Origin of the sequence: Streptomyces anthophorae (genome assembly GCF_049310305.1) — a bacterium.
Lineage (GTDB): Bacteria > Actinomycetota > Actinomycetes > Streptomycetales > Streptomycetaceae > Streptomyces.
Genome location: NZ_JBLWQQ010000001.1, coordinates 3331469 through 3352161, shown reverse-complemented (window position 1 = coordinate 3352161; position 20693 = coordinate 3331469). Strand labels below are relative to the sequence as shown.

Sequence of the window (20693 nt, the reverse complement as noted above, 5' to 3'; positions counted from 1 at the left end):
GGCTACTTGAGCCGGTCCCCGATGCGCTTGCGCATCGACGACATCGTGAAGCCCTTGGGGTCGACCTTCCCCGGCTGCCACTCCAGGTGTCCGATGACCGAGCGCTCGGTCCAGCCGTGGTGGCGGCAGATCGCCGCGGCCGCCTTCTCGATGGCCTCCAACTGGGCGGCGGGCCACGGATCGTCGCCGTCGCCGAGGTTCTCGCACTCGAAGCCGTAGAAGCGGCTGTTGCCGTCCGTGTTCGCCTCGTTGTCGTGCGGCAGCCGCTTCTCCGCGATCACCGCGCGCAGCACGTCGTCGTCGCCCAGGCCCGCGTGGTTCGCCCGCCCGTAGCCGACCAGGTGGACGCGGCCGTCCTTCGTGATGACCCCGTGGCACAGGGGCCCCGGCAGGTTCGCGTGGCCGTCGCGGCAGATACGCACCGTGCTGGCGCTGCCGGAGGTGGCGGTGTGGTGGATCATCACCCCGTTCAACGGGCCCCAGTCGCCGATGTGATTGCGGTTGTGGTGCTGCCAGTCGCCGACTTCGACCACCGTCAGACCCTCGTCCTTGAGGGCCTTGATGAAACTGCTTGCGGACATGGGTGGGGCCACGGCCGCCTCCTTCGAAGAGCGGCGGCCGCCGACTGCGCACCGCCTCGTACGGTTCGCTTTTACCCGGAACCGCCGCTCAGCGACCTACTGTTCGCATAACGTGCACAAGGCTCGCGGCGCCGGCGGCCAGGTCGCTCAGCCGCGCAGGACGCCGTCCCCGTTCGCCGCGATGTGGGACTCGAGGGCCTGCAACGCCTGCTGCGTCGCCTGCGGGCTGCCGGTGCCCTTGCGCTCCGCGTAGTACGCCGCGCCCAGTCGCTTGAGCAGGTCGCCGCCCGCGCGCTGCGCCTGCACCTCGTCCAGCTTCTGCTTGCCCTGCGTCAGGCCGCGCTGCGCCTGCTCCTTGGCCCGGTCCATGAAGCCCGCCATGGTGATCACCCTTCGTCGTCTTTACCGTTTCCTGACCAACGCGCGCCGGGATCTTCGAGTTCCGCCCGGTGCCGCCGGATGGGTCGGAAGGGCGCGAGAACTGCCCGCCCAATGCCCCGCCCGTCCGCCATCCATTCCCCCTCATTTGTGTAATGGTGCGATCTCTCTCCGTGCTGAAAGGCTTGTCCTCGCAGGTCAGTTCATGATCGGGAGGGCATTGCACATGTCGGTAGGCGAAGAGGTCCGCGAGCAGACCCCCGGACCGCAGAAGAGTCTGGGTACGTCCGCGGCGCGGAACCTGGCCACGACCACCAAGTCCGCACCGCAGATGCAGGAGATCAGCTCCCGCTGGCTGCTGCGGACCCTGCCCTGGGTGGATGTGAAGGGCGGCACGTACCGGGTCAACCGACGGTTGAGCTACTCGGTGGGGGACGGACGCGTCACGTTCGTGAAGACGGGCGACGACGTCCGGGTCATCCCCGCCGAGCTGGGGGAGCTCCCCGCGCTGCGGGGCTTCGAGGACGAGGACGTGCTCGGCGAGCTCGCCCAGCGCTGCACCCAGCGGGAGTTCGCGGCAGGCGAGCTGCTCGCCTCGTTCGGCAGCCGGTCCGACGAGGTGTTCCTGCTCGCGCACGGCCGCGTCGAGAAGGTCGGCACCGGGCCCTACGGGGACGACGCGGTGCTCGGAGTGCTCGCCGACGGCGCCTACTTCGGCGATCAGGCACTGCTCGACCCCGAGAGCATCTGGGAGTACTCGGCGCGCGCGGCCACCGCGTGCACCGTGCTCACGCTGCCGCGCAGCGACTTCGAGCAGGTCGCCGAGCGCGCCGGGTCGCTGCGCGACCACCTCCAGGGCCTGCGCTCGCTGCCCCAGCAGCGGTCCAACACCTACGGCGAGAAGGCGATCGACCTCGCGGCGGGACACGTCGGGGAAGCGGTCCTGCCCGGCACGTTCGTCGACTACGAAGCCGCGCCGCGCGAGTACGAACTGAGCGTCGCCCAGACCGTGCTGCGCATCCACTCGCGCGTGGCCGACCTCTACAACCAGCCCATGAACCAGACGGAGCACCAGCTCCGGCTCACGGTCGAGGCGCTGAAGGAACGCCAGGAGCACGAACTCATCAACAACCGGGAGTTCGGCCTGCTCAACAACTGCGAGTACGAGCAGCGCCTGCAACCGCACGACGGCGTGCCGAGCCCCGACGACCTGGACGAACTGCTCAGCAGGCGGCGCGGATCCAAGCTGTTCCTCGCGCACCCGAAGGCGATCGCCGCGTTCGGCCGCGAGCTCAACAAGCGGGGCCTGGTCCCCGAGAGCATCGACGTCGGCGGGACCCGCATCCCGACCTGGCGCGGTGTGCCGATCTACCCGTGCAACAAGATCCCGGTCACGGAGGCGCGGACCACATCCATCATCTGCATGCGTACGGGCGAGGAGGACCAGGGCGTCATCGGACTGCGCCAGTCCGGCATCCCGGACGAGATCGAGCCCAGCCTGTCCGTGCGGTTCATGGGCATCAGCGAGCAGGCGATCATCTCGTACCTGGTGTCGACGTACTACTCGGCGGCGGTCCTGGTGCCCGATGCGCTCGGAGTGCTGGAGAACGTCGAGGTCGGCAGGTGGCGGTGACGAGCCGCGCCCCGTTCGCCGTGTCCCCGTCCGACCGGGCGGGTACACCGAGGAGGTACGCGCCCACCCGCAGCGGAACCGCCACCGTCCGCACCCTGTCAGGGGTGAGTCCATGACACAGCCGGCTGTGGAAGAGCAGACACGCGTGGCGGTGGAGACGACCGGTGCGGCCGCGGCGGAAGGGCCCGAGGCGCAGGAGGCGTCGGCGATCCTGGCGCAGGCCAGGGCCGCGGTCGACCCCGAGCTGCGGCGGGCGGTCGAGGCCCTGCCGGTCTCGATGCGCCGCGTCGCCCGCTACCACTTCGGCTGGGAGCACGCCGACGGCACGCCCGCCACGGAGAACGCGGGCAAGGCCGTGCGGCCCGCCCTCGTGCTCGCGGCGGTGCGGGCCCTGGGCGGGCGACCCGAGCGGGCGGTGCGGGCGGCGGCCGCCGTGGAGCTGACGCACAACTTCACGCTGCTGCACGACGACGTGATGGACCGGGACGCCACCCGCAGGCACCGGCCCACCGCATGGGCGGTGTTCGGGGACGCCGGTGCGATCCTCACGGGCGACGCGATACAGGCCCAGGCGCAGCGCATGCTCGCCGAGGAGGGGCACCCGGCGGCCTTCGCCGCGGCCGCCCGGCTCGCGGCCTGCGTCGTGGAGCTGTGCGAGGGCCAGGCCGTCGACGTCGCCCTGGAGGGGCGGGACCCGGCGGACGTGTCGCTGCCCGAGACCCTCGCCATGGCGGAGGCCAAGACCGGGGCGCTGCTCGGCTGCGCCTGCGCGGTCGGCGGACTGTACGCGGGGGCCACCGAGGAGGAGGTCGAGGCGCTCGACGCGTTCGGGCGCTGCGCCGGTCTCGCGTTCCAGCTGATCGACGACGTGATCGGGATCTGGGGCGACCCGGCCCGCACCGGCAAGCCGGCCTGTGCGGACCTGGCCGTGCGCAAGAAGTCCCTGCCCGTGGTCGCCGCGCTCGCCTCCGGCGGCGTCGCGGCGGACGAACTGGCGGCGCTGTACGGGCCGCCCGGAGCGAAGAAGGAAGGAGTGGCCGAGCTGGAGCGGATCGCGCTGGCCGTGGAGCGGGCCGGTGGCCGGGACTGGGCACAGACCCAGGCCGCGGACCACATGTCCCGCGCGGTGGACCGGCTCTCCCAGGCGGTCCCGGTGCCGGAGGCGGCGGACGGTCTGCTGTCCCTCGCGGAGTTCGTCACGCGCCGCGGCTACTGACGCCTGCCGGCCGGGGTGCCGTCGTCACGCACGGCACCCCGGCCGGGGCGGCGCGACCGAGAGTGATCGCCTAGAGTGCCAACGGCCGTGCAGGAAAAGCTGGTTGGGCGAGGGGCGGGACGGATGGGCGTGGGCATCAGGCGGGCGGGGGAGGCGGACCGCGATCTCGTGGTGCGGCTGCTCGACGAGGCGTTCATGGACGACCCGGTCAGCGGCTGGGTGTTCCCCGGCGAGCAGCGGCGCAGGGAGCGGCACTCCGGGCTCATGGGGGCGTTCACGGACGCGACGTTCGCGGACGGGTTCGTGGATCTCACCGAGGACGGCTCGGCGGTCGCCCTGTGGGTCGACATGCCGGCCGATCCGGCGGACGAGGGCGAGGAGGACGTGCCCGCGCAGGTGCGGGCGGCCGTCGACCCCGACAACGTGCGGGTGGAGCAGATAGCCCGGTGGACGGCGCAGGCGCATCCCGTGGGCCGGGCGCACGCCTACCTGTGGATGATCGGCGTCACGCCCGAGCGGCAGGGGCAGGGACTGGGGACCGCGCTGATGGCGCCGGTTCTCGAGCGCTGCGACCGCGAGGGGCTGCCCGCCTACCTGGAGGCCAGCAACCCGCGCAGCCGCGAGCTGTACGAGCGCCTCGGCTTCGTCTTCACCGGGACGGCCATCGAGCTGCCGGACGGGCCGACGATCTGGCCCATGTGGCGGGAGGCCGACGCCCGCTGACGCCACCGCGGGCAGGCCGCCGGTCAGGCGTCGGGGAAGCTCGCGAAGTACGTCGCGGCCATGTCCTCGTCCCCGTGCCCCTGCGCGGACGCGCGCCGGAAGCGGTCGTGGGCGGCCGCCACCGCGTCCACGCGGATGCCCGCGCGCTCGGCCGCGGCGAGCACCAGGCCCGCGTCCTTCGCCGCGTTGTCGACGGAGAAGCTGGGGGTGTAGTCGTCGCCGCGGATGGCGGCGGACTTGTTCTGGAAGTAGCCGCTGTCCAGCGGGCCGCCGGTGACGGCTGCCACCAGGTCGTTCGCGTCCACGCCAAGACCCTTGGCCAGCGCGAGGGCCTCGCCGACGCCCGTGGTCAGCGCGATCACCCAGGAGTTGAGCGCGAGCTTGAGGCGGCTGGCGGGACCCGGGGCGCCGTCGCCGACCCACAGGGTGCGCGAGCCGATGGCGTCGAAGAGCGGCTGGACCGCCTCGCGCGTGGTCTCCGCGCCCGCCGCGAGCACGGTCAGCGTGCCCTGCTCGGCGGGCTGCCGGGTGCCGAGCACGGGCGCGTCGACCAGCGGGAGCCCGGCGCGGGCCGCGTACTCGGCGAGCTCGTCGATGCCCTCGCCGACGGTCCCTGACTGCACCCATACGGTGCCGGGCTTCGGCGTGGCCTCCCGGACGACGTCCAGGGTGCGCGGCCCGTCCGGCAGCACGGTCACGACGACATCGGCGTCGCGGACCGCGTCGGACGCGCTGTCCGCGACGCTCACACCGTCCGCGGCCAGCGGCTCGGCCTTCGCACGGGTCCGGTTCCAGGCCCGCACGGTGAACCCGGCGCGGGCCAGATTGCGGGCCATCGGCGCGCCCATCGTTCCGGTGCCGAGCACGGCGACGACGGGGCGGGCGGCGGACGGTTCGGTGCTGCTCATGAGCGAACTCCCTGGGTGGGTGGTGTCCTCCGTGCGGTGCTTGCTCCTCAGACGCTAGCCCGGACCGAGGCCGTCATCGCGGTCACGAACGCCTCCCGTGTCGCCTCGTCCACCAGGTCGAGCGAGAGGTACGGGTTGAGGTCCTCCAGCTCCACGAGGAGCAGCTCGCCGTCCGGGGCGCGGCAGGCGTCGACGCGCTGGATGCCGTGCGGGAGGGTGTTCCACTCGACGAAGGAGCGGGCGAACTTCCGGTCCGCGGCCGTCGGTTCGTACGGGCGCAGCTCCCAGCGGCGTGCCGGATCGGGCGCGTACAGGGCGTAGAGCAGCTGGTCGTCGACGAAGTAGAACGAGACCTCGTACTGGAAGTCGATGCGCGGCTGCACCAGCAGGCCGTCCCCGTACGGGAGCCCGTCGAGTTCGGCGGCGGGGACCACGCGCAGGCCGATCGAGTCCGCGCCCAGCTTCGGCTTCGCGATGTACGTGTCCGTCTTCGGCAGCCGGTCCAGGTCCGCCGCCCGGTCGACCGTCGGGATGACGGGGAATCCGGCCGTGGTCAGGTCCAGCAGGTACTGCTTTCCGGCCATGTCGGCGCGCCCGGTCAGCGGGTTGTAGACGTTCGTGCCGCGCTCCAGGGCCCGCGTGCGGAACGCGTCGTACGCCTCCTGGTAGCCGAGTACGGGGCCGCTGTTGCGGACCACGACGGCGTCGAAGCCGTCCATGAGCGCGGTCGCGTCCAGCGGGTGGCACAGGGCGAGGTCGAACGCGGAGCGCAGCCGGGACGTGAGGTGGATGTCCTCGTCGCAGTAGCGGCGGCCCCGGGCGGGATACGCGAGATCGGTGACGTAGAGGACGCGGGGACGCGAGGGGGACAAGAAGGGACTCCCGATGGTGCCAAAGAGTGATGCGGGTGGGGACGACGAAGGGGCCCGGCCGGGCGGCAGCGCCGCTCGGCCGGGCCCCTTCAGGAGTTCACGGACCCGCGGGGGTGCACCGCCCGCCGGTCGCCGATGTGAACAGGGCCTGGGTCAGGCCTTCTTGGTCTCCCAGAAGATCTTGTCGATCTGGGCGATGTAGTCCAGCGCCTTCTGGCCCGTGGCCGGGTCCGACGAGCCCTTGGCGGCCGAGAGGGCCTTCAGGGTGTCGTTGACCAGCTGGTGCAGCTCCGGGTACTTCTCGAAGTGCGGGGGCTTGAAGTAGTCGCTCCACAGCACCGAGACGTGGTGCTTCGCGAGCTCGGCGCGCTGCTCCTTGATGCCGATGGCACGCGTCTGGAACTGCGGGTCGTCGTTGCCGGCCATCTTCTCCTGGACGGCCTTGACCGACTCGGCCTCGATGCGGGCCTGGGCCGGGTCGTACACGCCGCAGGGGAGGTCGCAGTGAGCGCTGGCCTTCACCTTGGGGGCGAACAGGCGGGAAAGCATGTGCTGTCCTTCCTCGTGATCGTCTTCTCGGGTGCGACATTACTCCGTGGGGAACGGCTTTTCTCGGGTGCCCCCGGCGGCTTAGGACAAAAGTCCGGGGTGAGACCCAGACCCGTGCGTCTGATGGAGGATGGGACCGTAAAGGCACCGGGCCGACGGGTCGGCGGGAGCAGTGGTGGGAACCGGGGAGGTTTTCTGATGCCCGAGGCGATCGAGGAGATGCGCGAGGCGAAGGTGCCGTTTCAGATCATTGAGGTGGAGGGGCCCTCCATGGTCCCGACGCTGTACCCCGGTGACTGGATGCTGGTGCAGCACGGGGCGCGGGTGCGGGCGGGCGACGTGATCGTGTTGCGCCATCCCTTCCAGCAGGATCTGCTGGTGGTGAAGCGCATCGCCGAGCGCCGCGAGGGCGGTTGGTGGGTGCTCGGCGACAACCCGGGCGCCGGAGGCGACAGCACGGTGTACGGGGTCGTGCCCGACGAGCTGGTCCTTGCGAAGGTGCGCGGCAGGCTGCGGCGCCGCAGGCCGTGGGCCGAGGGTGAGGGTCAGCGCTCGGTGACGGCGGTGCTGTCCTGGGTCTTCTCGGCGGTACGTCCCGTGCTCTCCGACCGGTCGGCCTCCAAGCGCTTGCGGGCCCGGTAGGCGGCGACGTTCGCGCGGGTCGCGCAGCGGTCGGAGCAGTAGCGCCGGGAGCGGTTGGTGGACGTGTCCAGGTAGGCGTTGCGGCAGGGCGTCGCCTCGCACACGCCGAGGCGGTCGACGCCGTACTCGGTGAGGTGGAAGGCGAGGCCCATCGCGGCGATGGCGGCGTAACCGGCCGTCGCGTTCGACGGGTGGTCGGACAGGTGCAGGTGCCACAGCGGGCGGCCGTCGTCGTCGCGGTGGTTGTGCCCGGAGATCTGCGGGCTCACCGGGAACTCCAGGAGCAGCGAGTTCAGCAGGTTCACCGCGAGTTCCTCGTCGCCCCCGTCGGCCGCGTCGAACACCGCGCGCAGCCGTCCCCGTACGCCCCTGAAGCGGGTCAGATCGGCGTCCGTGGCGCGGCGGGCCGCCTCCTTGTTCGCGCCGAAGAGTTCGCGCACCGCGTCCACCGACGTCAGGGAGTCCTTGCCGCGAGCCGGCTCCTCGGTGTTGACGAGGCGCACGGCATAGTCCGAGTAATAGGCCAGTTCCACTTGTAGTCCTTACCGGTGCGCTCTATCGTCGTATCGAGCGAGGGTAATACTCGCTCGCGCCTTAAGGGTATTACGGGAGGGTTCATGTCCGAGACCGCTGCCACCACTCGTACCACCGACTGGCGGGCCTGGCAGGAGAGCTGGGACCGGCAGCAGGAGTACTTCATGCCGGACCGCGAGGAGCGGTTCCGGGTCATGCTCGACATGGTCGAGGCGTTCGTCGGGTCCGCGCCCCGGGTGCTCGACCTCGCCTGCGGGACCGGGAGCATCACGGACCGGCTGCTGAGCCGGTTCCCCGGCGCCACGAGCGTCGGGGTCGACCTCGATCCGGCGCTGCTCGCCATCGCGCGGGGCACGTTCGAGGGGGACGGGCGGGCGACGTTCGTGACCGCGGACCTCAAGGACCCGCGGTGGACCGAGGCGCTGCCGCACGACTCGTACGACGCGGTGCTCACCGCCACCGCCCTGCACTGGCTGCACTCCGAACCCCTCGGGACGCTCTACGGTCAGGTCGCCGGGCTCGTCCGTGACGGCGGCGTCTTCATGAACGCGGACCACATGATCGACCAGTCGACGCCGCGGATCAACGCCGCGGACCGGGCGCTGCGGCACGCGCGGATGGCTGCCGCCAAGGGGGGCGGGGCGGTGGACTGGGCCGCGTGGTGGGCGCTCGCCGCCGCGGATCCGGTGCTGGCCGGGCCGACGGCCGAGCGCTTCGAGATCTACGGGGAGCATGCGGACGGGGACACGCCGTCGGCGGCGTGGCACGCGGAGGCGCTGCGCGCGGGTGGGTTCGGGGAGGCGAGGGTCGTGTGGGCCTCGCCGTCCGATGCGATGGTGCTGGGCGTGAAGTAAGCCCCCGCGGCGACGGCGGCGAGGTCGCGGGGCGCTGCCCCGGACCCCGCTGCTCAATCGCCGCAGGGGCTTGAATTGCCTACAGCACCTTCGACAGGAAGGACTGGGTGCGTTCCTGTTGGGGGTTGGTCAGGACCTCGCGCGGGTCGCCGGATTCGACCACCACGCCGTCGTCCATGAAGACCAGGCTGTCGCCGACCTCGCGGGCGAAGCCCATCTCGTGCGTGACGACGACCATCGTCATGCCGGACTCCGCGAGGTCGCGCATGACGTCGAGGACCTCGCCGACCAGCTCGGGGTCGAGCGCGGACGTCGGCTCGTCGAACAGCATCAGCTTCGGTTCCATCGCGAGCGCCCGGGCGATCGCGACGCGCTGCTGCTGGCCGCCGGAGAGCTGCGAGGGGTAGCTGCTGGACTTGTCGGACAGGCCGACGCGGTCGAGCAGCTCCTGGGCCCGCGTCCGGGCCTCGGACCGCGACTGCTTCTTGACCTGGACCGGCGCCTCCATGACGTTCTCGAGAGCCGTCATGTGCGGGAACAGGTTGAAGCGCTGGAACACCATGCCGATGTCGCGGCGCTGGAGCGCGACCTCGCGGTCCCGCAGCTCGTACAGCTTGTCGCCCTGCTGCCGGTAGCCGACCAGGTGCCCGTCGACGTACAGCCGGCCGGCGTTGACCTTCTCCAGGTGGTTGATGCAGCGCAGGAACGTCGACTTGCCGGAGCCGGACGGGCCGATGAGGCAGAACACCTCACCCTGCTTGACCTCCAGGTCGATGCCCTTGAGGACGTTCACGTGGCCGAAGGACTTGTGGACCTGTTCGGCCTTGACCATGGCGTGCTGTTCGGTCATGCCGCGCCTCCGTTCGGACGACCCAGGGAGAACAGGGTGCCGCGCACCTTCTGCCAGGGCGTGGCCGCCAGCTGGCGGCTCGTGCCGCGGGCGTAGTGCCGCTCGATGTAGAACTGGCCGACGCTGAGGATCGACGTCATGACCAGGTACCAGGCCGCGGCCAGGAAGTACATCTCGACCGGTGAACCGGACTGCTGGCCGATGTCCTGCGCGGCCCGGAACAGGTCGGGGAACTGCACCGCGGACACCAGGGAGGTCGTCTTCAGCATGTTGATGACCTCGTTGCCCGTGGGCGGCACGATCACGCGCATCGCCTGCGGGATGATCACCCGGCGCAGCGTCTTCGCGTGGCTCATGCCGAGCGCGTGCGAGGCCTCGGTCTGACCCTCGTCGACCGACTGGAGGCCGGCGCGGCAGATCTCCGCCATGTACGCGGCCTCGTTGAGGCCGAAGCCGAGCAGCGCCGTCAGGAACGGCGTCATGAAGGACGACCAGTAGTCCTTGTAGATCGGCCCGAGGTTGATGTACTCGAAGACCAGGCCCAGGTTGAACCAGACGAACAGCTGGACCAGGACCGGGGTGCCGCGGAAGAACCAGATGTAGAACCAGGCGATGGAGCTGGTCACCGGGTTCTTCGACAGGCGCATGACGGCGAGCAGGATGCCGCCGACGATGCCGATCACCATCGACAGGACCGTCAGGAGCAGGGTCTTCCCGGCGCCCGTGACGATCCGGTCGTCGAAGAAGTAGTCCGGGATGGCACCCCAGTTGATCTTGCCCTGCGCGAACGCGTAGACGATCAGGGCCAGAACGGCGACGGCGATCAGCGCCGAGAGATACCGCCCGTAGTGCCGCACCGGGATCGCCTTGATGGCTGCCGGTGCGGCCGCGGGCGGCGGGGTGTCCTCGGGGCCGCCGCCCGTCTTGTCTATGTCAACAGACACGGATGTTGCCTTTCACGACGTCGCGGACGTCCATGACGTGAGCCGCGCGGTCAATGACGTGGGACGTGCGGTCACTTGCCGCCGTTGAGGGTCGCCGACTTCACGGCACCCGCCTCGACGCCCCACTTGGCGATGACCTTGTCGTACTCGCCGTTCTTGATGATCGCGTCAAGGGCGGCCTTGATCGCGTCGCGCAGCTGCTTCTGGTCCTTGGAGACCGCGATGCCGTACGGGGCGGCCTCGACCTGGTCGCCGACGAGCTGGAAGTCCTTGCCGCCGCCCGAGGTCTTCACCGCGTACGCGGCCACCGGGAAGTCGGAGGAGCCGGCGTCCGCGCCGCCGGAGCGGAGGCGGGTCTGGGCCTGCTGGTCGTCGTCGAAGGCCTGGATGCCGATCTTCTTGCCGCTCTTGCACTTCTTGGCCTGCGCCTTGGCGAGGTCGTGGGAGACCGTGCCGCGCTGCACGACGATCTTCTTGCCGCAGAGGTCGTCCCAGGTCTTGATGCCCTGGGTCTTGCCCTTGGGCGTGTAGATCGAGACGCCGGCGTTGAAGTAGTCGACGAAGTCGACGCCCGCGCCGACCTTCTTGCCGGTGTCGGAGTCGATGCCGTTCTGACGGTCCTTGGTGTCGGTCATGGCCGACATGGCGAGGTCGTAGCGGTTCGACTTCAGGCCCGTGACCAGGGTGTCGAACGTGCCGTTCTGGAACTCGAACTTCACGCCGAGCTGCTTGCCCATCGCCTTCGCGAGGTCGGGGTCGATGCCGATCGCCTTGCCGGACTTGTCCTTGAACTCGACGGGCGCGTAGGCGATGTCCGAGCCGACCCGGATGACGCCCTTGTCGCGGATCTCCTTGGGGAGCTTGTCCGCGAGCGGCGCGGACTTCGAGCTGCCCTTGGTGCTGTCGGACTTGGTCTGGTCACCGCAGCCGGTCAGCAGCAGAGTGCCGGCGACCGCGATCGCGCCGACCGCTGCTATCCGGGACTTCGCGGACTTCGCGGTCGTGCGCTGGGTGGTGCTTGCGGTCATGGTTGGTTCCTCCGGCCGGGGTGGGAGTTGCCGTGCTGGTCGCCTTGGCACGCACCTTCGGGTGTCGCGACCTCGTGTGATGAGGCATCTTGCCATTCGGACTGGCCGATTCAGGAGGTCAGCCATGTCAAAATCGGATAACGGGTGACCGAAGAGCGCCAACGACCCCCGCGTTCACGGTGCATGGGGGGTACAGCTTCTGCGGCGCTTCCGCCCTCCGGCCGGAGATCCTCCGGTGGACCGCCCGCTGTCTCACCATTCGGGCGGACTTCCCTCCTTTTGGGCGATGGACCTGCGGACTTGTCCAGATATTCGGCTATGAGTCATGTCACCGAGGCGTGATCGATCACGGGCGGGCTCGTCGCCGACACCGCCCGTCAGGTAAGAAGGTTCTTTACACCCCTCATCCGGGGCTCAGGGCGCGCGTGCGGCGCGCCCGTCGCGCAGGTGCCCACAGGCCGGCCCACGACAGGACCGTCCGGCGCGTGCGCGGTGCCCGCCCGTCCCTCAATCAGGGTCGGAACCACCCTCAACCTGTGCAAAATGACTTAAGGGGTCAGAAAAGTGGCAGCGGAGATCGTCAACCCTCGCAGCGACGCGAGTACCGGCAACGAGGGCTCCGACGAGCCCTTCGATCCGGCTTTCGCCCTGCATCGTGGCGGCAAGATGGCCGTGCAGGCCACCGTGCCGGTCCGCGACAAGGACGACCTGTCCCTGGCGTACACGCCCGGCGTCGCGAAGGTGTGCAGCGCGATCGCCGAGCAGCCGGAGCTCGTCCACGACTACACGTGGAAGTCGAGCGTCGTGGCCGTCGTGACGGACGGTTCGGCCGTTCTCGGACTCGGTGACATCGGTCCCGAGGCCTCCCTCCCGGTGATGGAGGGCAAGGCCATTCTCTTCAAGCAGTTCGGCGGCGTGGACGCGGTGCCGCTCGCGCTCTCGACGAACGACGTCGACGAGATCGTCGACACCGTCGTGCGCCTCGCCCCGTCCTTCGGCGGCGTGAACCTCGAGGACATCTCGGCGCCCCGCTGCTTCGAGATCGAGCGCAAGCTCCAGGAGAAGCTCGACATCCCGGTCTTCCACGACGACCAGCACGGCACCGCCGTCGTGACGCTGGCCGCGCTGAAGAACGCGGCCCGGCTCAGCGGGCGCGCCCTCGGCGACCTGCGTGCCGTGATCTCCGGCGCCGGTGCGGCGGGCGTCGCGATCGCGAAGTTCCTCCTTGAGGCGGGCCTCGGCGACGTGGCGGTCACGGACCGCAAGGGCATCGTCAGCCGGGACCGCGAGGACCTCACGCCGGTCAAGCGCGAGCTCGCCGAGATCACCAACAAGGCGGGGCTGTCGGGCTCCCTCGAGGACGCCCTCGCGGGCGCCGACGTCTACATCGGCGTCTCCGGCGGTACGGTCCCCGAGCCCGCGGTCGCCTCCATGGCGCCGGGTGCCTTCGTGTTCGCGATGGCCAACCCGAACCCCGAGGTGCACCCCGACGTCGCGCACAAGTACGCGGCCGTCGTGGCGACCGGTCGTTCGGACTTCCCGAACCAGATCAACAACGTGCTCGCGTTCCCCGGCATCTTCGCCGGTGCGCTCCAGGTCCGGGCCTCCCGGATCACCGAGACGATGAAGATCGCGGCCGCCGAGGCGCTGGCCGCGGTGGTCGGCGACGAGCTGTCCGCCGAGTACGTGATCCCGTCCCCGTTCGACGAGCGGGTGGCGCCGGCCGTCACCGCCGCGGTTGCCGCCGCCGCCCGGGCGGAGGGTGTCGCGCGCCGCTGACACCGGGTGCGCTTTTCGGTCGAGGCCCCGCCTTTTCGGCGGGGCCTTTTCCGTGGGCTCTTTTGGCGGCTCTCGTGCGGGCTCCTCCGGGGACCTTTCCGCGCCCGTGGCTACGGGACGTGTGTCACAGGTGACGGTGGTTCCCCGGCCGGGGGAGCGGCGCCTATCGTCAAGGTCATGTTCGCCGCCTACGCAGCCCGCATCGACCGTGATCAGCCGCTGAACGGCCTGGAGTTGGGGGAGCGGCCCGCCCCCGAGAACCGGCCGGGCTGGACCACCGTGAACGTCAAGGCCGCCTCCCTCAACCACCACGACCTGTGGTCGCTGCGTGGTGTCGGCCTCGGGGAGGAGTCCCTGCCGATGATCCTCGGCTGCGACGCCGCCGGGATCGACAGCGAGGGCAACGAGGTCGTCCTGCACTCCGTCATCGGCCAGACCGGCTACGGGGTCGGGCCGCGCGAGAAGCGCTCGATCCTCACCGAGAAGTACCAGGGCACCTTCGCCGAGCAGGTCACCGTCCCCGAGTGGAACGTGCTGCGCAAGCCGAAGGAGCTCTCCTTCGAGGAGGCCGCCTGCCTGCCGACCGCCTGGCTCACCGCGTACCGGATGCTCTTCACCAACGCGGGCGTACGTCCCGGTGACTCGGTCCTCGTGCAGGGCGCGGGCGGCGGGGTCGCGACGGCCGCGATCGTCCTCGGCAAGGCGGCCGGTCTTCGGGTCTTCGCGACCAGCCGCGACGAGGCCAAGCGCAAGCGGGCCCTGGAGCTCGGCGCCGTGGAGGCCGTGGAGACGGGCGCGCGGCTGTCGCAGCGGGTGGACGCGGTGATCGAGACCGTGGGCGCGGCCACCTGGTCGCACTCCGTGAAGTCCCTGAAGCCGGGCGGGACCCTGGTCATCTCGGGCGCGACGAGCGGGCCGAACCCGCCGGCCGCCGAGCTGAACCGGATCTTCTTCCTCGAACTCAAGGTCGTCGGCTCGACCATGGGGTCCAAGGACGAGCTGGAGGACCTGCTGTCCTTCTGCGCCGCTACGGGGGTCCGGCCGGTCGTCGACGAGGTGCTGCCGCTGGACCGGGCCCGCGAGGGCTTCCAGAAGATGGCCGGTGGCGAGCTGTTCGGCAAGGTCGTGCTGAGCGTCTGACGGGCGCGGGGAGGGGCGGGGCGGGTGTGCTCCCGCCCCGCCTTCGTCACGCCTTCGGGGCCCGCAGCGTCGCCGCGATGCGGGACGCCGCCTCCGACAAGTGGCGCCGGGTTTCCTGGAGCTGGGGTTCCGTGACGCCATGGTCGCGGGCCGTGTCGCGGATCTCGTCGCGGAAGCGGTCCAGGAGGCGGTCCAGGTCGCGGGCCGGGTCGCCGCTGGAGTGCTCCTCCGAGGCCCACGACGGGATGTACTCGGCGGGGACCTCGTCGTTCGCCGGACGGTACTGGAGGTCGGCCGAGGCCGCGGGCCCGGAGTGTCCGGCGTCCTTGCCCCAGGACTTGCCGAACTCGCCGAACTCCTTGGCCAGTTCGGTCAGGCCCTCGCGGACCCCCGTCGGCCAGTCGCCGCGCGTGAAGTGGTCCTGCACCTGCTCCTGGACGCGCTTGGCCATGCGCTGGAAGTCCTCCGCGGCCTGCGCCCGCACCTGCTCCTGCGACTCCTTCGCCTGGCGGCGCGCCCGCTGGGCCTCCTCGCGGGCCCGGCGGCTCTCGTCCTTCGCCCGCCGCGCCTGCTCCTTCCACTCGTGCTTGACGCGCCGCACCTCCTCCTTGGTGGCGCGCCACGCCTCCTTGTCCGTGAAGTCACCGGGCCCGGCCCCCGCGCGGGTCTGGGACGCCGCCGCGCGCACCTCGCGGCGCAGATCGCCCGCCGCTCCCCGCACGTCGTCCCTGATCTCCGCCGCCAGCTCTGCCACGGACTCGCGGATCTCCAGCTCGAGGTCGGCCAGCTCGCCGCTGCGGTCCGCCAGTTCGGCCCGGCCCGCATCGGTGATCGCGTAGACCTTCCGGCCGCCCTCCGTGGTGTGCGTGACCAGGCCCTCGGACTCCAGCTTGGCCAGGCGCGGGTAGACCGTGCCGGCCGAGGGTGCGTACAGGCCCTGGAAGCGCTCCTCGAGGAGACGGATCACCTCGTACCCGTGGCGCGGCGCCTCGTCGAGCAGCTTCAGCAGGTAGAGGCGCAGGCGGCCGTGGGCGAAGACGGGGGGCATGTCAGAGCACCTTCTTGTCGTCGGGGCCGGCGGTGTTGGCGGGGCCGTCGAGGTCTGCGGGCCCGGCGTCCTGCGGCTCGGGGGTGTCCGAGGGCTCCGGGGCGTGCGGGGCCTCTTCGGCAGGAGGCCCTTCCGAAGGTGGCCTGCGCAGCAGGGCGATCGATCCGGAGACCGTCGTCGCCTTCAGCTTGCCGGTGCCCGCGCCTAGGCGGCCGGTGATCTTGTGGGCGCCCCAGGCGCCCGCCACGCGCAGATCCTCGAAGGCGTTCGACACCGCTCCGCTCGCCGTGTTCGCCTCGACCTCTGTGTCCGCCGGGTGCGGGATGCGGATGGCGATCTCGCCGGAGACGCTCGTGAGGCTCACATCGGTGGGGCCCGCGGGGTCCAGGTCCACGATCATCGACCCGCTCACCGTGTCCGCCTTCACGAAGGAGCCCGAGCCGTCGACGACGGTCAGGTCGCCGGAGACCGAGTTGAACCGGAGGTCGCCGGTGACCGCCTGCGCCTCGACGCCACCGGACACCGTGCTGGTGCGCACCGGGCCCGTGACCCCGACGAGTGTCGTGTCGCCGGTGACGCCCTTCACGTCCGTGACCCCCTCGGTGCCCGAGACCACGGCCCCGGCGCCGACCACGCCGACCTCGACCCGGGTGTCCGCGGGCACCGCGAGCGAGACGACCGCGCTGCGGTGCCAGCCCTTGCGGTCGAGCCACTTGAGGAAGCCCTTCCACGGCAGGTCGTCGTACGCGACGGTGAGGACGCCGTCCGACTGCGTGACGCGCAGGGGCGGTCCCTCGATCTCCGAGACCTCCAGGCGGGCCGGGCCCTCGGCCGTCCCCACCACGTTCACCGCGCCGCTCACGATGCGTACGTGCAGGGCGGAAACCGGTTCGTCGAAGACGAGTTTCCGCGGCTCTGTGACGGACCACTCGGGCATGGTGCGACCTCCTCGACGACGGGAGTGAACGCGCCATATCGCGTCCTCTGTCAAACACGATATATCGCGGAACGGGAAAGTCAAGACTGTCGCGAAACTCCGGGCCCCGGCATCCGGTGGGGTGTCCAATTGCTGCGGAATTGCACCGACTTGCCCTAGCGTGGGGCCATGTCGTCCCTCGAACCCGCCGGTGCGCTGCTGCTCTGCCGCGCCGAACCGTCCGTCGTCGGGCCCGCCGCCCTGCTGCTGCGCGAGCGGATGCTGCTCACCCGCGCCGGACGTGAGTGGAGCGTCCTCGTGCCCGAGGCGAAGCCGTGGCTGTCCATGGAGGACAGCGGCGGCGAACCCGTCGACCGGGTCCTCGGCGGCTGGGCGGGCGCCCTCGCCGTCGGCGCGACCTGGCCGGTGCTCGCGCTGTGGTGGGACGCCGACCGCAGCGGATTCACGCTGGCCTCCGGTTTCCGCCGCCCGGTCGGCTACGAATGGCTCGCGAACGGCACCCCGGTCGGTGAGGCCGAGGCGCTGCGCACCTTCGCGGCCCGCCTCGGCCTCGACCCCGTATTCGACCTGCAAGCACTCGAGGCCCTCGCGAAACCCGACACCGGCGACGGTGCCTCCGACGCGCGCGCCCGCATGCTCGGCCTCCTCGCCGTGCTCACCCGCGCCGGGCTCAGCCTCCCCGCCGGGCTGACCCCCGGCGAACCCGCCGACCGGCTGCGCGAGGTCGCCCGGATCCAGCCGGACGCGCAGCAGGTCACGTGGTCGGGCTGGCGCGACGCCGTGCACGCCGAACTCGACGTCGTGGAGGCCACGAGCGTCGGTCCCTGGCTGCGCGGCCCCAGGGCGCGGCTGCTCGCCGCCGCCCAGCTCGCGGCCGGGCTGCCGCTCACCCTGCACGGCCTGCGGCGGCGCAGCGGCGGCTGGATCACGGCCGGGGCGCTCCTGCTGCTGCACGGGGCGCTCGGATTCGCGTACGAGAAGGTGCGGGCGGCACGAAGGACGCCGTGAGCTCCGGGCCCTGCCGGGGCAGGCCTACTCCTCGTCCTCGTCCTCGTCGTCGAGCCGCGCCAGCCAGGTGGCCAGCCGCTCCACCGGCACCTCGAAGTCCGGGTTGAGGTCGACGAACGTCCGCAGCTGCTCGGCGAGCCACTCGAAGGTGACCTCCTCCTCGCCGCGCCGCTTCTCCAGCTCTTCGATGCCGCGGTCCGTGAAGTACATGGGGCTGTTTCTCCTGCGTGCGGGGCCCGCGCGGGCGCGCGGGCGTGGTGTGACTGCCCACCAAGCCTATGGGGAGGGCGGGCCCCGGGTTCCCGCCGAGGGGTAGCCCCCGCTCAACCGGGGAAGGACCCTTGTCCCGCAAGGGGGGTCACGGGGGAACGGGAAACGGGGGAGCGGTATGGAGCGGCAAGGGGCGCAAGGAGAAGCACGGGAAGTGACCAGGGTCGCGCGGATCGCGCTGCCCGACGGGACCCCGGTATGGGCCCGAATATCCGGGGACGCCGAAGAACTGGGCCTGCGCGAGGGCGAGTTGTCGTACTCCGACACCGGGTTCACGGACCGGGTGGAGGCGAGTGTCGAGAGCCTGCACGCCCTCGTGACGGGGGTCGCGCGCTCCCTCGCGCGGCCGCTGCGCGCCGTGCGCCCCGACGAGGTCAGCGTCGAGTTCGGCGTCGAGCTGACCGCCAAGGCCGGCAAGGTCGTCGGGCTGCTCGCGGACGGCGAGGCGAAGGCGGGCATCAAGGTCACGCTCACCTGGAACGAAGGGCCGCCCGACCTGGAGAATCCGCAGGACCCCGCCGCCCACCCGGCCACGGTCCCGCCGCCCGCCTCGCACGCGGACCCGGGCGCGCCACCCGGCGCCCCGGCGCACGGGGGAGCCGATCCGACCGTCGCCGGGGCCGGGGCATGACACCCGGGCGCGACGGGGGCGCACCGGGCCGGCGGGATGCTGCCCTCCTTGCACTGCGTGAACTCGTCATGGCGGCCACGGTGCGCATTCATCGGACGGGGGCCGGGTATGCAGCCGACGAACCCGAAAGCTTCGTCGGGAGCGGCTTCTTCATTGCCCCGAACTGGGTGTTGACCTGCGCACATGTGGCACGCGGCGGGGAAGGGGGCGAGCTGGCGGTGGTCTACGAGAGCGGAGCGGGGCGCGGCACGTCCCAGGTCCCGGGAGAGGTCGTCGCCACGCTCCCCGAGGGAGTCGACCAGGTGGTGTCCGGCAGCTGGCCCGCTCCCGACCTCGCCCTCGTGCGGCTGCGCGAGCCCGTCGACCACGAGTGCGTCTACGTGGCCGAGCGGCCCGCCGCGTACTACAGCGAGGGGGAGGTCTTCTACGCGGGCTGGACCGTGGTGGACGGACAGGTCTGCCGCCTGGACGGGCCGATCGCCGTCAAGGGCACCATCGGCGACTGGTCGTCCGGCGTACAGCTGCGCCTCGGGGAGAACGACCTGCCGTACGGGATCTCCGGCGGCCCCGTCGTCGACCCGGTGCGCGGCGAGGTCATCGGCGTACTGAAGTCGCGGGCGGACCACGGACGGGGCGGCACGTCCATCGGGATCGAGCAGCTGCGCACGCTGCCGGCGCCGGCGCCGGGGCAGGCGGTGCGGGCCGAGCACGACGACCTCTACCAGGCGGTCTGCCACGCCCACGACCGCTACCACCGGGACCGCCAGCGGCAGTCGCAGCCCGCCCGGAACACCTGGGCCGACGTGCAGAACCGGCTCGGCGCGCGGCCGGGGCGCACCCTCACCGCGGGCGAGCGCGTCCAGTTGCTCGGCCGGCTCGCGGACCTGCCGCCCCCGGTCAGCACCCGCGGCCTGCTCGACATCCTGGAGTCGCTTCCGGAGTTCGAGGGGAGCACCCCGCTGCCCTCGCCGCGCGGCTGGCGGGACGGGCTCGGCGCCCTGTACGAGGGCGCGCACGACGAGGGTGTGCGCGGGCTCGTGCTCGACTACGCGATGCGGGTCCTGTCGGCCGAGCGCCCCTTCGTCACGGCGGGCACGGCGGACGCGGAGGCGGCCCTGTGGGAGTGGGTGCGACAGGCGGGCGAGGGACGGCTCGACGGCGTGCGCAGGCGGCGCATCGAGAAGCAGCGGATCGAGCGCCTGCGGCAGCGCAGGCCCCCGGGCACCGCGCCGGAGCCCGCCCCCGACCGGGCGGCCCGGCCCGCCGCGCTGCTCGAACTCGTCGAGCGCGGCTGGGAGCGCGACCACTGGGACTGGCAGGTGTACGTGACCCGGCCGGGCGGCGCGCGCGACTGCGTGCGGCAGGACGAGCGCACCCCGACCGAGGCCCTCCCGGAGCGGCTCGCCGCACCCCTCGCGGAGGCCTTCCGGCAGTGCGACGAGCCCGGGTGGCCCGCGACCCTCCAAGTGGTGCTTCCGCACACCCGCCTCGACCTGCCCGTGGACTGCTGGCGGCTGCGTCCCGACGAACCGCCGCTCGGCGTGCGCGGCCCCGTCGTGCTGCGCTGCGGCGACCGGGACCGGCTGCCCGGCGAACCGGGCTTCGAGGACCGCGGCCCGGCGTCGTCCGAATCCGACGCCGACCGTGTGGACCGCTGGCGCTGGCTGCATGCGCACGGTGCCCGGGCCGAGATCCTCGACTGCGACGACGGGGTGCCCCGGCCGGTGCCGGAGGGCCTGGACCTGCGCAATCTGTCGCCCGGGTCCGTACCGGTCATGTGCCGCTACGGAGAGCACCGCTACGAGGACGACACCGAGGCGCTGGCCCGGATCCTGCTGGGCGGCTTCGGTGTCGCCCTGTGGCGTCGGGGACCGGCCCGTTCGGCCGCGGTCTGCGGCGAGTTCCACCGGGGCGCCGCCGTCACGGTCGCCGACCCGCGCGGGGCGCGGCATCTTCCGGAGCGCGTCCACGAGTTGCGCAGAAAACTCCTGGCGAGCCACACGGAGGCGTACTGGGCCGACGGCATCGCCCTCTTCTACGACGACCCGAACCAGCCCCTGCCCGGCACGGGCGAACTCCTGGAGGCGCCGTGACGCCACCACGTCCCTTCAGGCCAGCTCTCCGCGGAGCCCTTACCAGCGCCACGAACCATCGATACCGTGAGGCAC

General features: G+C 71.6%; 22 protein-coding genes. 10 read left to right on the top strand and 12 right to left on the bottom strand.

Translation table 11 applies throughout. From position 1 onward, the window contains the following. Positions 1-2 precede the first annotated feature (2 nt). Positions 3-593 carry an N-acetylmuramoyl-L-alanine amidase gene (locus ACNYS0_RS14865; protein WP_422473947.1) on the bottom strand — a complete coding sequence of 197 codons (591 nt, stop codon included), beginning with the start codon at positions 591-593 and terminating at the stop codon, positions 3-5. Positions 594-728: 135 nt separating this feature from the next. After that, a complete protein-coding gene (locus ACNYS0_RS14860; RefSeq protein WP_422409680.1) occupies positions 729-962 on the bottom strand; it encodes a hypothetical protein in 234 nt (77 codons plus the stop codon). 223 nt (positions 963-1185) lie between these two features. Here ACNYS0_RS14860 and ACNYS0_RS14855 point away from each other — a divergent pair, with 223 nt between their 5' ends. From ACNYS0_RS14855 to ACNYS0_RS14845, 3 genes are all read left to right on the top strand, one after another. Further along, positions 1186-2592 carry a family 2B encapsulin nanocompartment shell protein gene (locus ACNYS0_RS14855; RefSeq protein ID WP_422473945.1) on the top strand — a complete coding sequence of 469 codons (1407 nt, stop codon included), beginning with the start codon at positions 1186-1188 and terminating at the stop codon, positions 2590-2592. A gap of 112 nt (positions 2593-2704) precedes the next feature. Next, positions 2705-3808, top strand: coding sequence for a family 2 encapsulin nanocompartment cargo protein polyprenyl transferase (locus tag ACNYS0_RS14850; RefSeq protein WP_422473943.1), 1104 nt, complete (start codon positions 2705-2707; stop codon positions 3806-3808). Positions 3809-3931: 123 nt separating this feature from the next. Next, a complete protein-coding gene (locus ACNYS0_RS14845; RefSeq protein ID WP_422473941.1) occupies positions 3932-4531 on the top strand; it encodes a GNAT family N-acetyltransferase in 600 nt (199 codons plus the stop codon). A 23-nt stretch (positions 4532-4554) separates the two neighbouring features. Here ACNYS0_RS14845 and ACNYS0_RS14840 read toward each other — a convergent pair whose 3' ends face one another. The 3 genes from ACNYS0_RS14840 to sodN all read right to left on the bottom strand — a co-directional run bounded on the left by ACNYS0_RS14840 (position 4555) and on the right by sodN (position 6860). Continuing rightward, on the bottom strand, positions 4555-5439 hold the full coding sequence (locus ACNYS0_RS14840; protein ID WP_422473939.1) for an NAD(P)-dependent oxidoreductase: 885 nt from the start codon (positions 5437-5439) through the stop codon (positions 4555-4557). 47 nt (positions 5440-5486) lie between these two features. Continuing rightward, a complete protein-coding gene (locus ACNYS0_RS14835) occupies positions 5487-6311 on the bottom strand; it encodes an ATP-grasp domain-containing protein (protein WP_422473937.1) in 825 nt (274 codons plus the stop codon). Positions 6312-6464: 153 nt separating this feature from the next. Beyond that, on the bottom strand, positions 6465-6860 hold the full coding sequence (gene sodN / locus ACNYS0_RS14830) for a superoxide dismutase, Ni (RefSeq protein WP_306323441.1): 396 nt from the start codon (positions 6858-6860) through the stop codon (positions 6465-6467). Between the two features lie 198 nt (positions 6861-7058). Between sodN and sodX the strand changes: the two genes are divergently transcribed. Then, positions 7059-7502: a nickel-type superoxide dismutase maturation protease gene (gene sodX / locus ACNYS0_RS14825; protein ID WP_351342154.1), complete on the top strand. Its 444-nt coding sequence runs from the start codon at positions 7059-7061 to the stop codon at positions 7500-7502. Here the strand turns inward: sodX and ACNYS0_RS14820 are convergent. After that, positions 7406-8035, bottom strand: coding sequence for a CGNR zinc finger domain-containing protein (locus ACNYS0_RS14820; protein WP_422473935.1), 630 nt, complete (start codon positions 8033-8035; stop codon positions 7406-7408). The two genes, sodX and ACNYS0_RS14820, sit on opposite strands and share 97 nt — an antisense overlap. Before the next feature lie 84 nt (positions 8036-8119). On the opposite strand from ACNYS0_RS14820, the gene ACNYS0_RS14815 reads away from it, so the two are divergent. Next, the gene (locus ACNYS0_RS14815; RefSeq protein ID WP_422473933.1) at positions 8120-8890 is read left to right on the top strand and encodes a class I SAM-dependent methyltransferase; all 771 of its coding nucleotides are present in this window, start codon (positions 8120-8122) and stop codon (positions 8888-8890) included. 79 nt (positions 8891-8969) lie between these two features. Here ACNYS0_RS14815 and ACNYS0_RS14810 read toward each other — a convergent pair whose 3' ends face one another. The 3 genes from ACNYS0_RS14810 to ACNYS0_RS14800 form a co-directional block, all read right to left on the bottom strand. Beyond that, complete coding sequence (locus tag ACNYS0_RS14810; RefSeq protein WP_422482649.1) at positions 8970-9722, bottom strand: amino acid ABC transporter ATP-binding protein; 753 nt, start codon at positions 9720-9722, stop codon at positions 8970-8972. Between the two features lie 14 nt (positions 9723-9736). Then, positions 9737-10684, bottom strand: coding sequence for an amino acid ABC transporter permease (locus ACNYS0_RS14805; protein ID WP_422409697.1), 948 nt, complete (start codon positions 10682-10684; stop codon positions 9737-9739). 71 nt (positions 10685-10755) lie between these two features. After that, positions 10756-11712 (bottom strand): ABC transporter substrate-binding protein, encoded by a 957-nt coding sequence (locus tag ACNYS0_RS14800; protein ID WP_422473931.1) that lies wholly within the window; start codon positions 11710-11712, stop codon positions 10756-10758. Positions 11713-12276: 564 nt separating this feature from the next. Between ACNYS0_RS14800 and ACNYS0_RS14795 the strand changes: the two genes are divergently transcribed. Both ACNYS0_RS14795 and ACNYS0_RS14790 read left to right on the top strand, forming a co-directional pair. Next, positions 12277-13491, top strand: a complete 1215-nt coding sequence (locus ACNYS0_RS14795; RefSeq protein ID WP_422473929.1) for an NAD(P)-dependent malic enzyme — start codon at positions 12277-12279, stop codon at positions 13489-13491. Between the two features lie 177 nt (positions 13492-13668). Continuing rightward, positions 13669-14631: a zinc-binding dehydrogenase gene (locus tag ACNYS0_RS14790; protein ID WP_422409703.1), complete on the top strand. Its 963-nt coding sequence runs from the start codon at positions 13669-13671 to the stop codon at positions 14629-14631. Positions 14632-14677: 46 nt separating this feature from the next. Here the strand turns inward: ACNYS0_RS14790 and ACNYS0_RS14785 are convergent, their stop codons facing one another. Further along, on the bottom strand, positions 14678-15679 hold the full coding sequence (locus ACNYS0_RS14785) for a helix-turn-helix transcriptional regulator (RefSeq protein WP_422473927.1): 1002 nt from the start codon (positions 15677-15679) through the stop codon (positions 14678-14680). A 1-nt stretch (position 15680) separates the two neighbouring features. Next, positions 15681-16616, bottom strand: a complete 936-nt coding sequence (locus tag ACNYS0_RS14780) for a DUF4097 family beta strand repeat-containing protein (RefSeq protein ID WP_422473925.1) — start codon at positions 16614-16616, stop codon at positions 15681-15683. Between the two features lie 168 nt (positions 16617-16784). Here ACNYS0_RS14780 and ACNYS0_RS14775 point away from each other — a divergent pair, with 168 nt between their 5' ends. Continuing rightward, entirely contained in the window at positions 16785-17624 is an 840-nt protein-coding gene (locus tag ACNYS0_RS14775) for a hypothetical protein (RefSeq protein ID WP_422473923.1), read from the top strand. A gap of 24 nt (positions 17625-17648) precedes the next feature. On the opposite strand, the gene ACNYS0_RS14770 is transcribed toward ACNYS0_RS14775, so the two are convergent. After that, positions 17649-17834, bottom strand: coding sequence for a DUF6104 family protein (locus tag ACNYS0_RS14770; RefSeq protein ID WP_030190019.1), 186 nt, complete (start codon positions 17832-17834; stop codon positions 17649-17651). 178 nt (positions 17835-18012) lie between these two features. Here ACNYS0_RS14770 and ACNYS0_RS14765 point away from each other — a divergent pair, with 178 nt between their 5' ends. Further along, entirely contained in the window at positions 18013-18525 is a 513-nt protein-coding gene (locus tag ACNYS0_RS14765) for a CU044_2847 family protein (RefSeq protein ID WP_422473920.1), read from the top strand. Next, a complete protein-coding gene (locus ACNYS0_RS14760; RefSeq protein ID WP_422473918.1) occupies positions 18522-20618 on the top strand; it encodes a VMAP-C domain-containing protein in 2097 nt (698 codons plus the stop codon). The genes ACNYS0_RS14765 and ACNYS0_RS14760 overlap by 4 nt, the downstream gene beginning before the upstream one ends. The last annotated feature ends 75 nt before the right edge of the window (positions 20619-20693 follow it).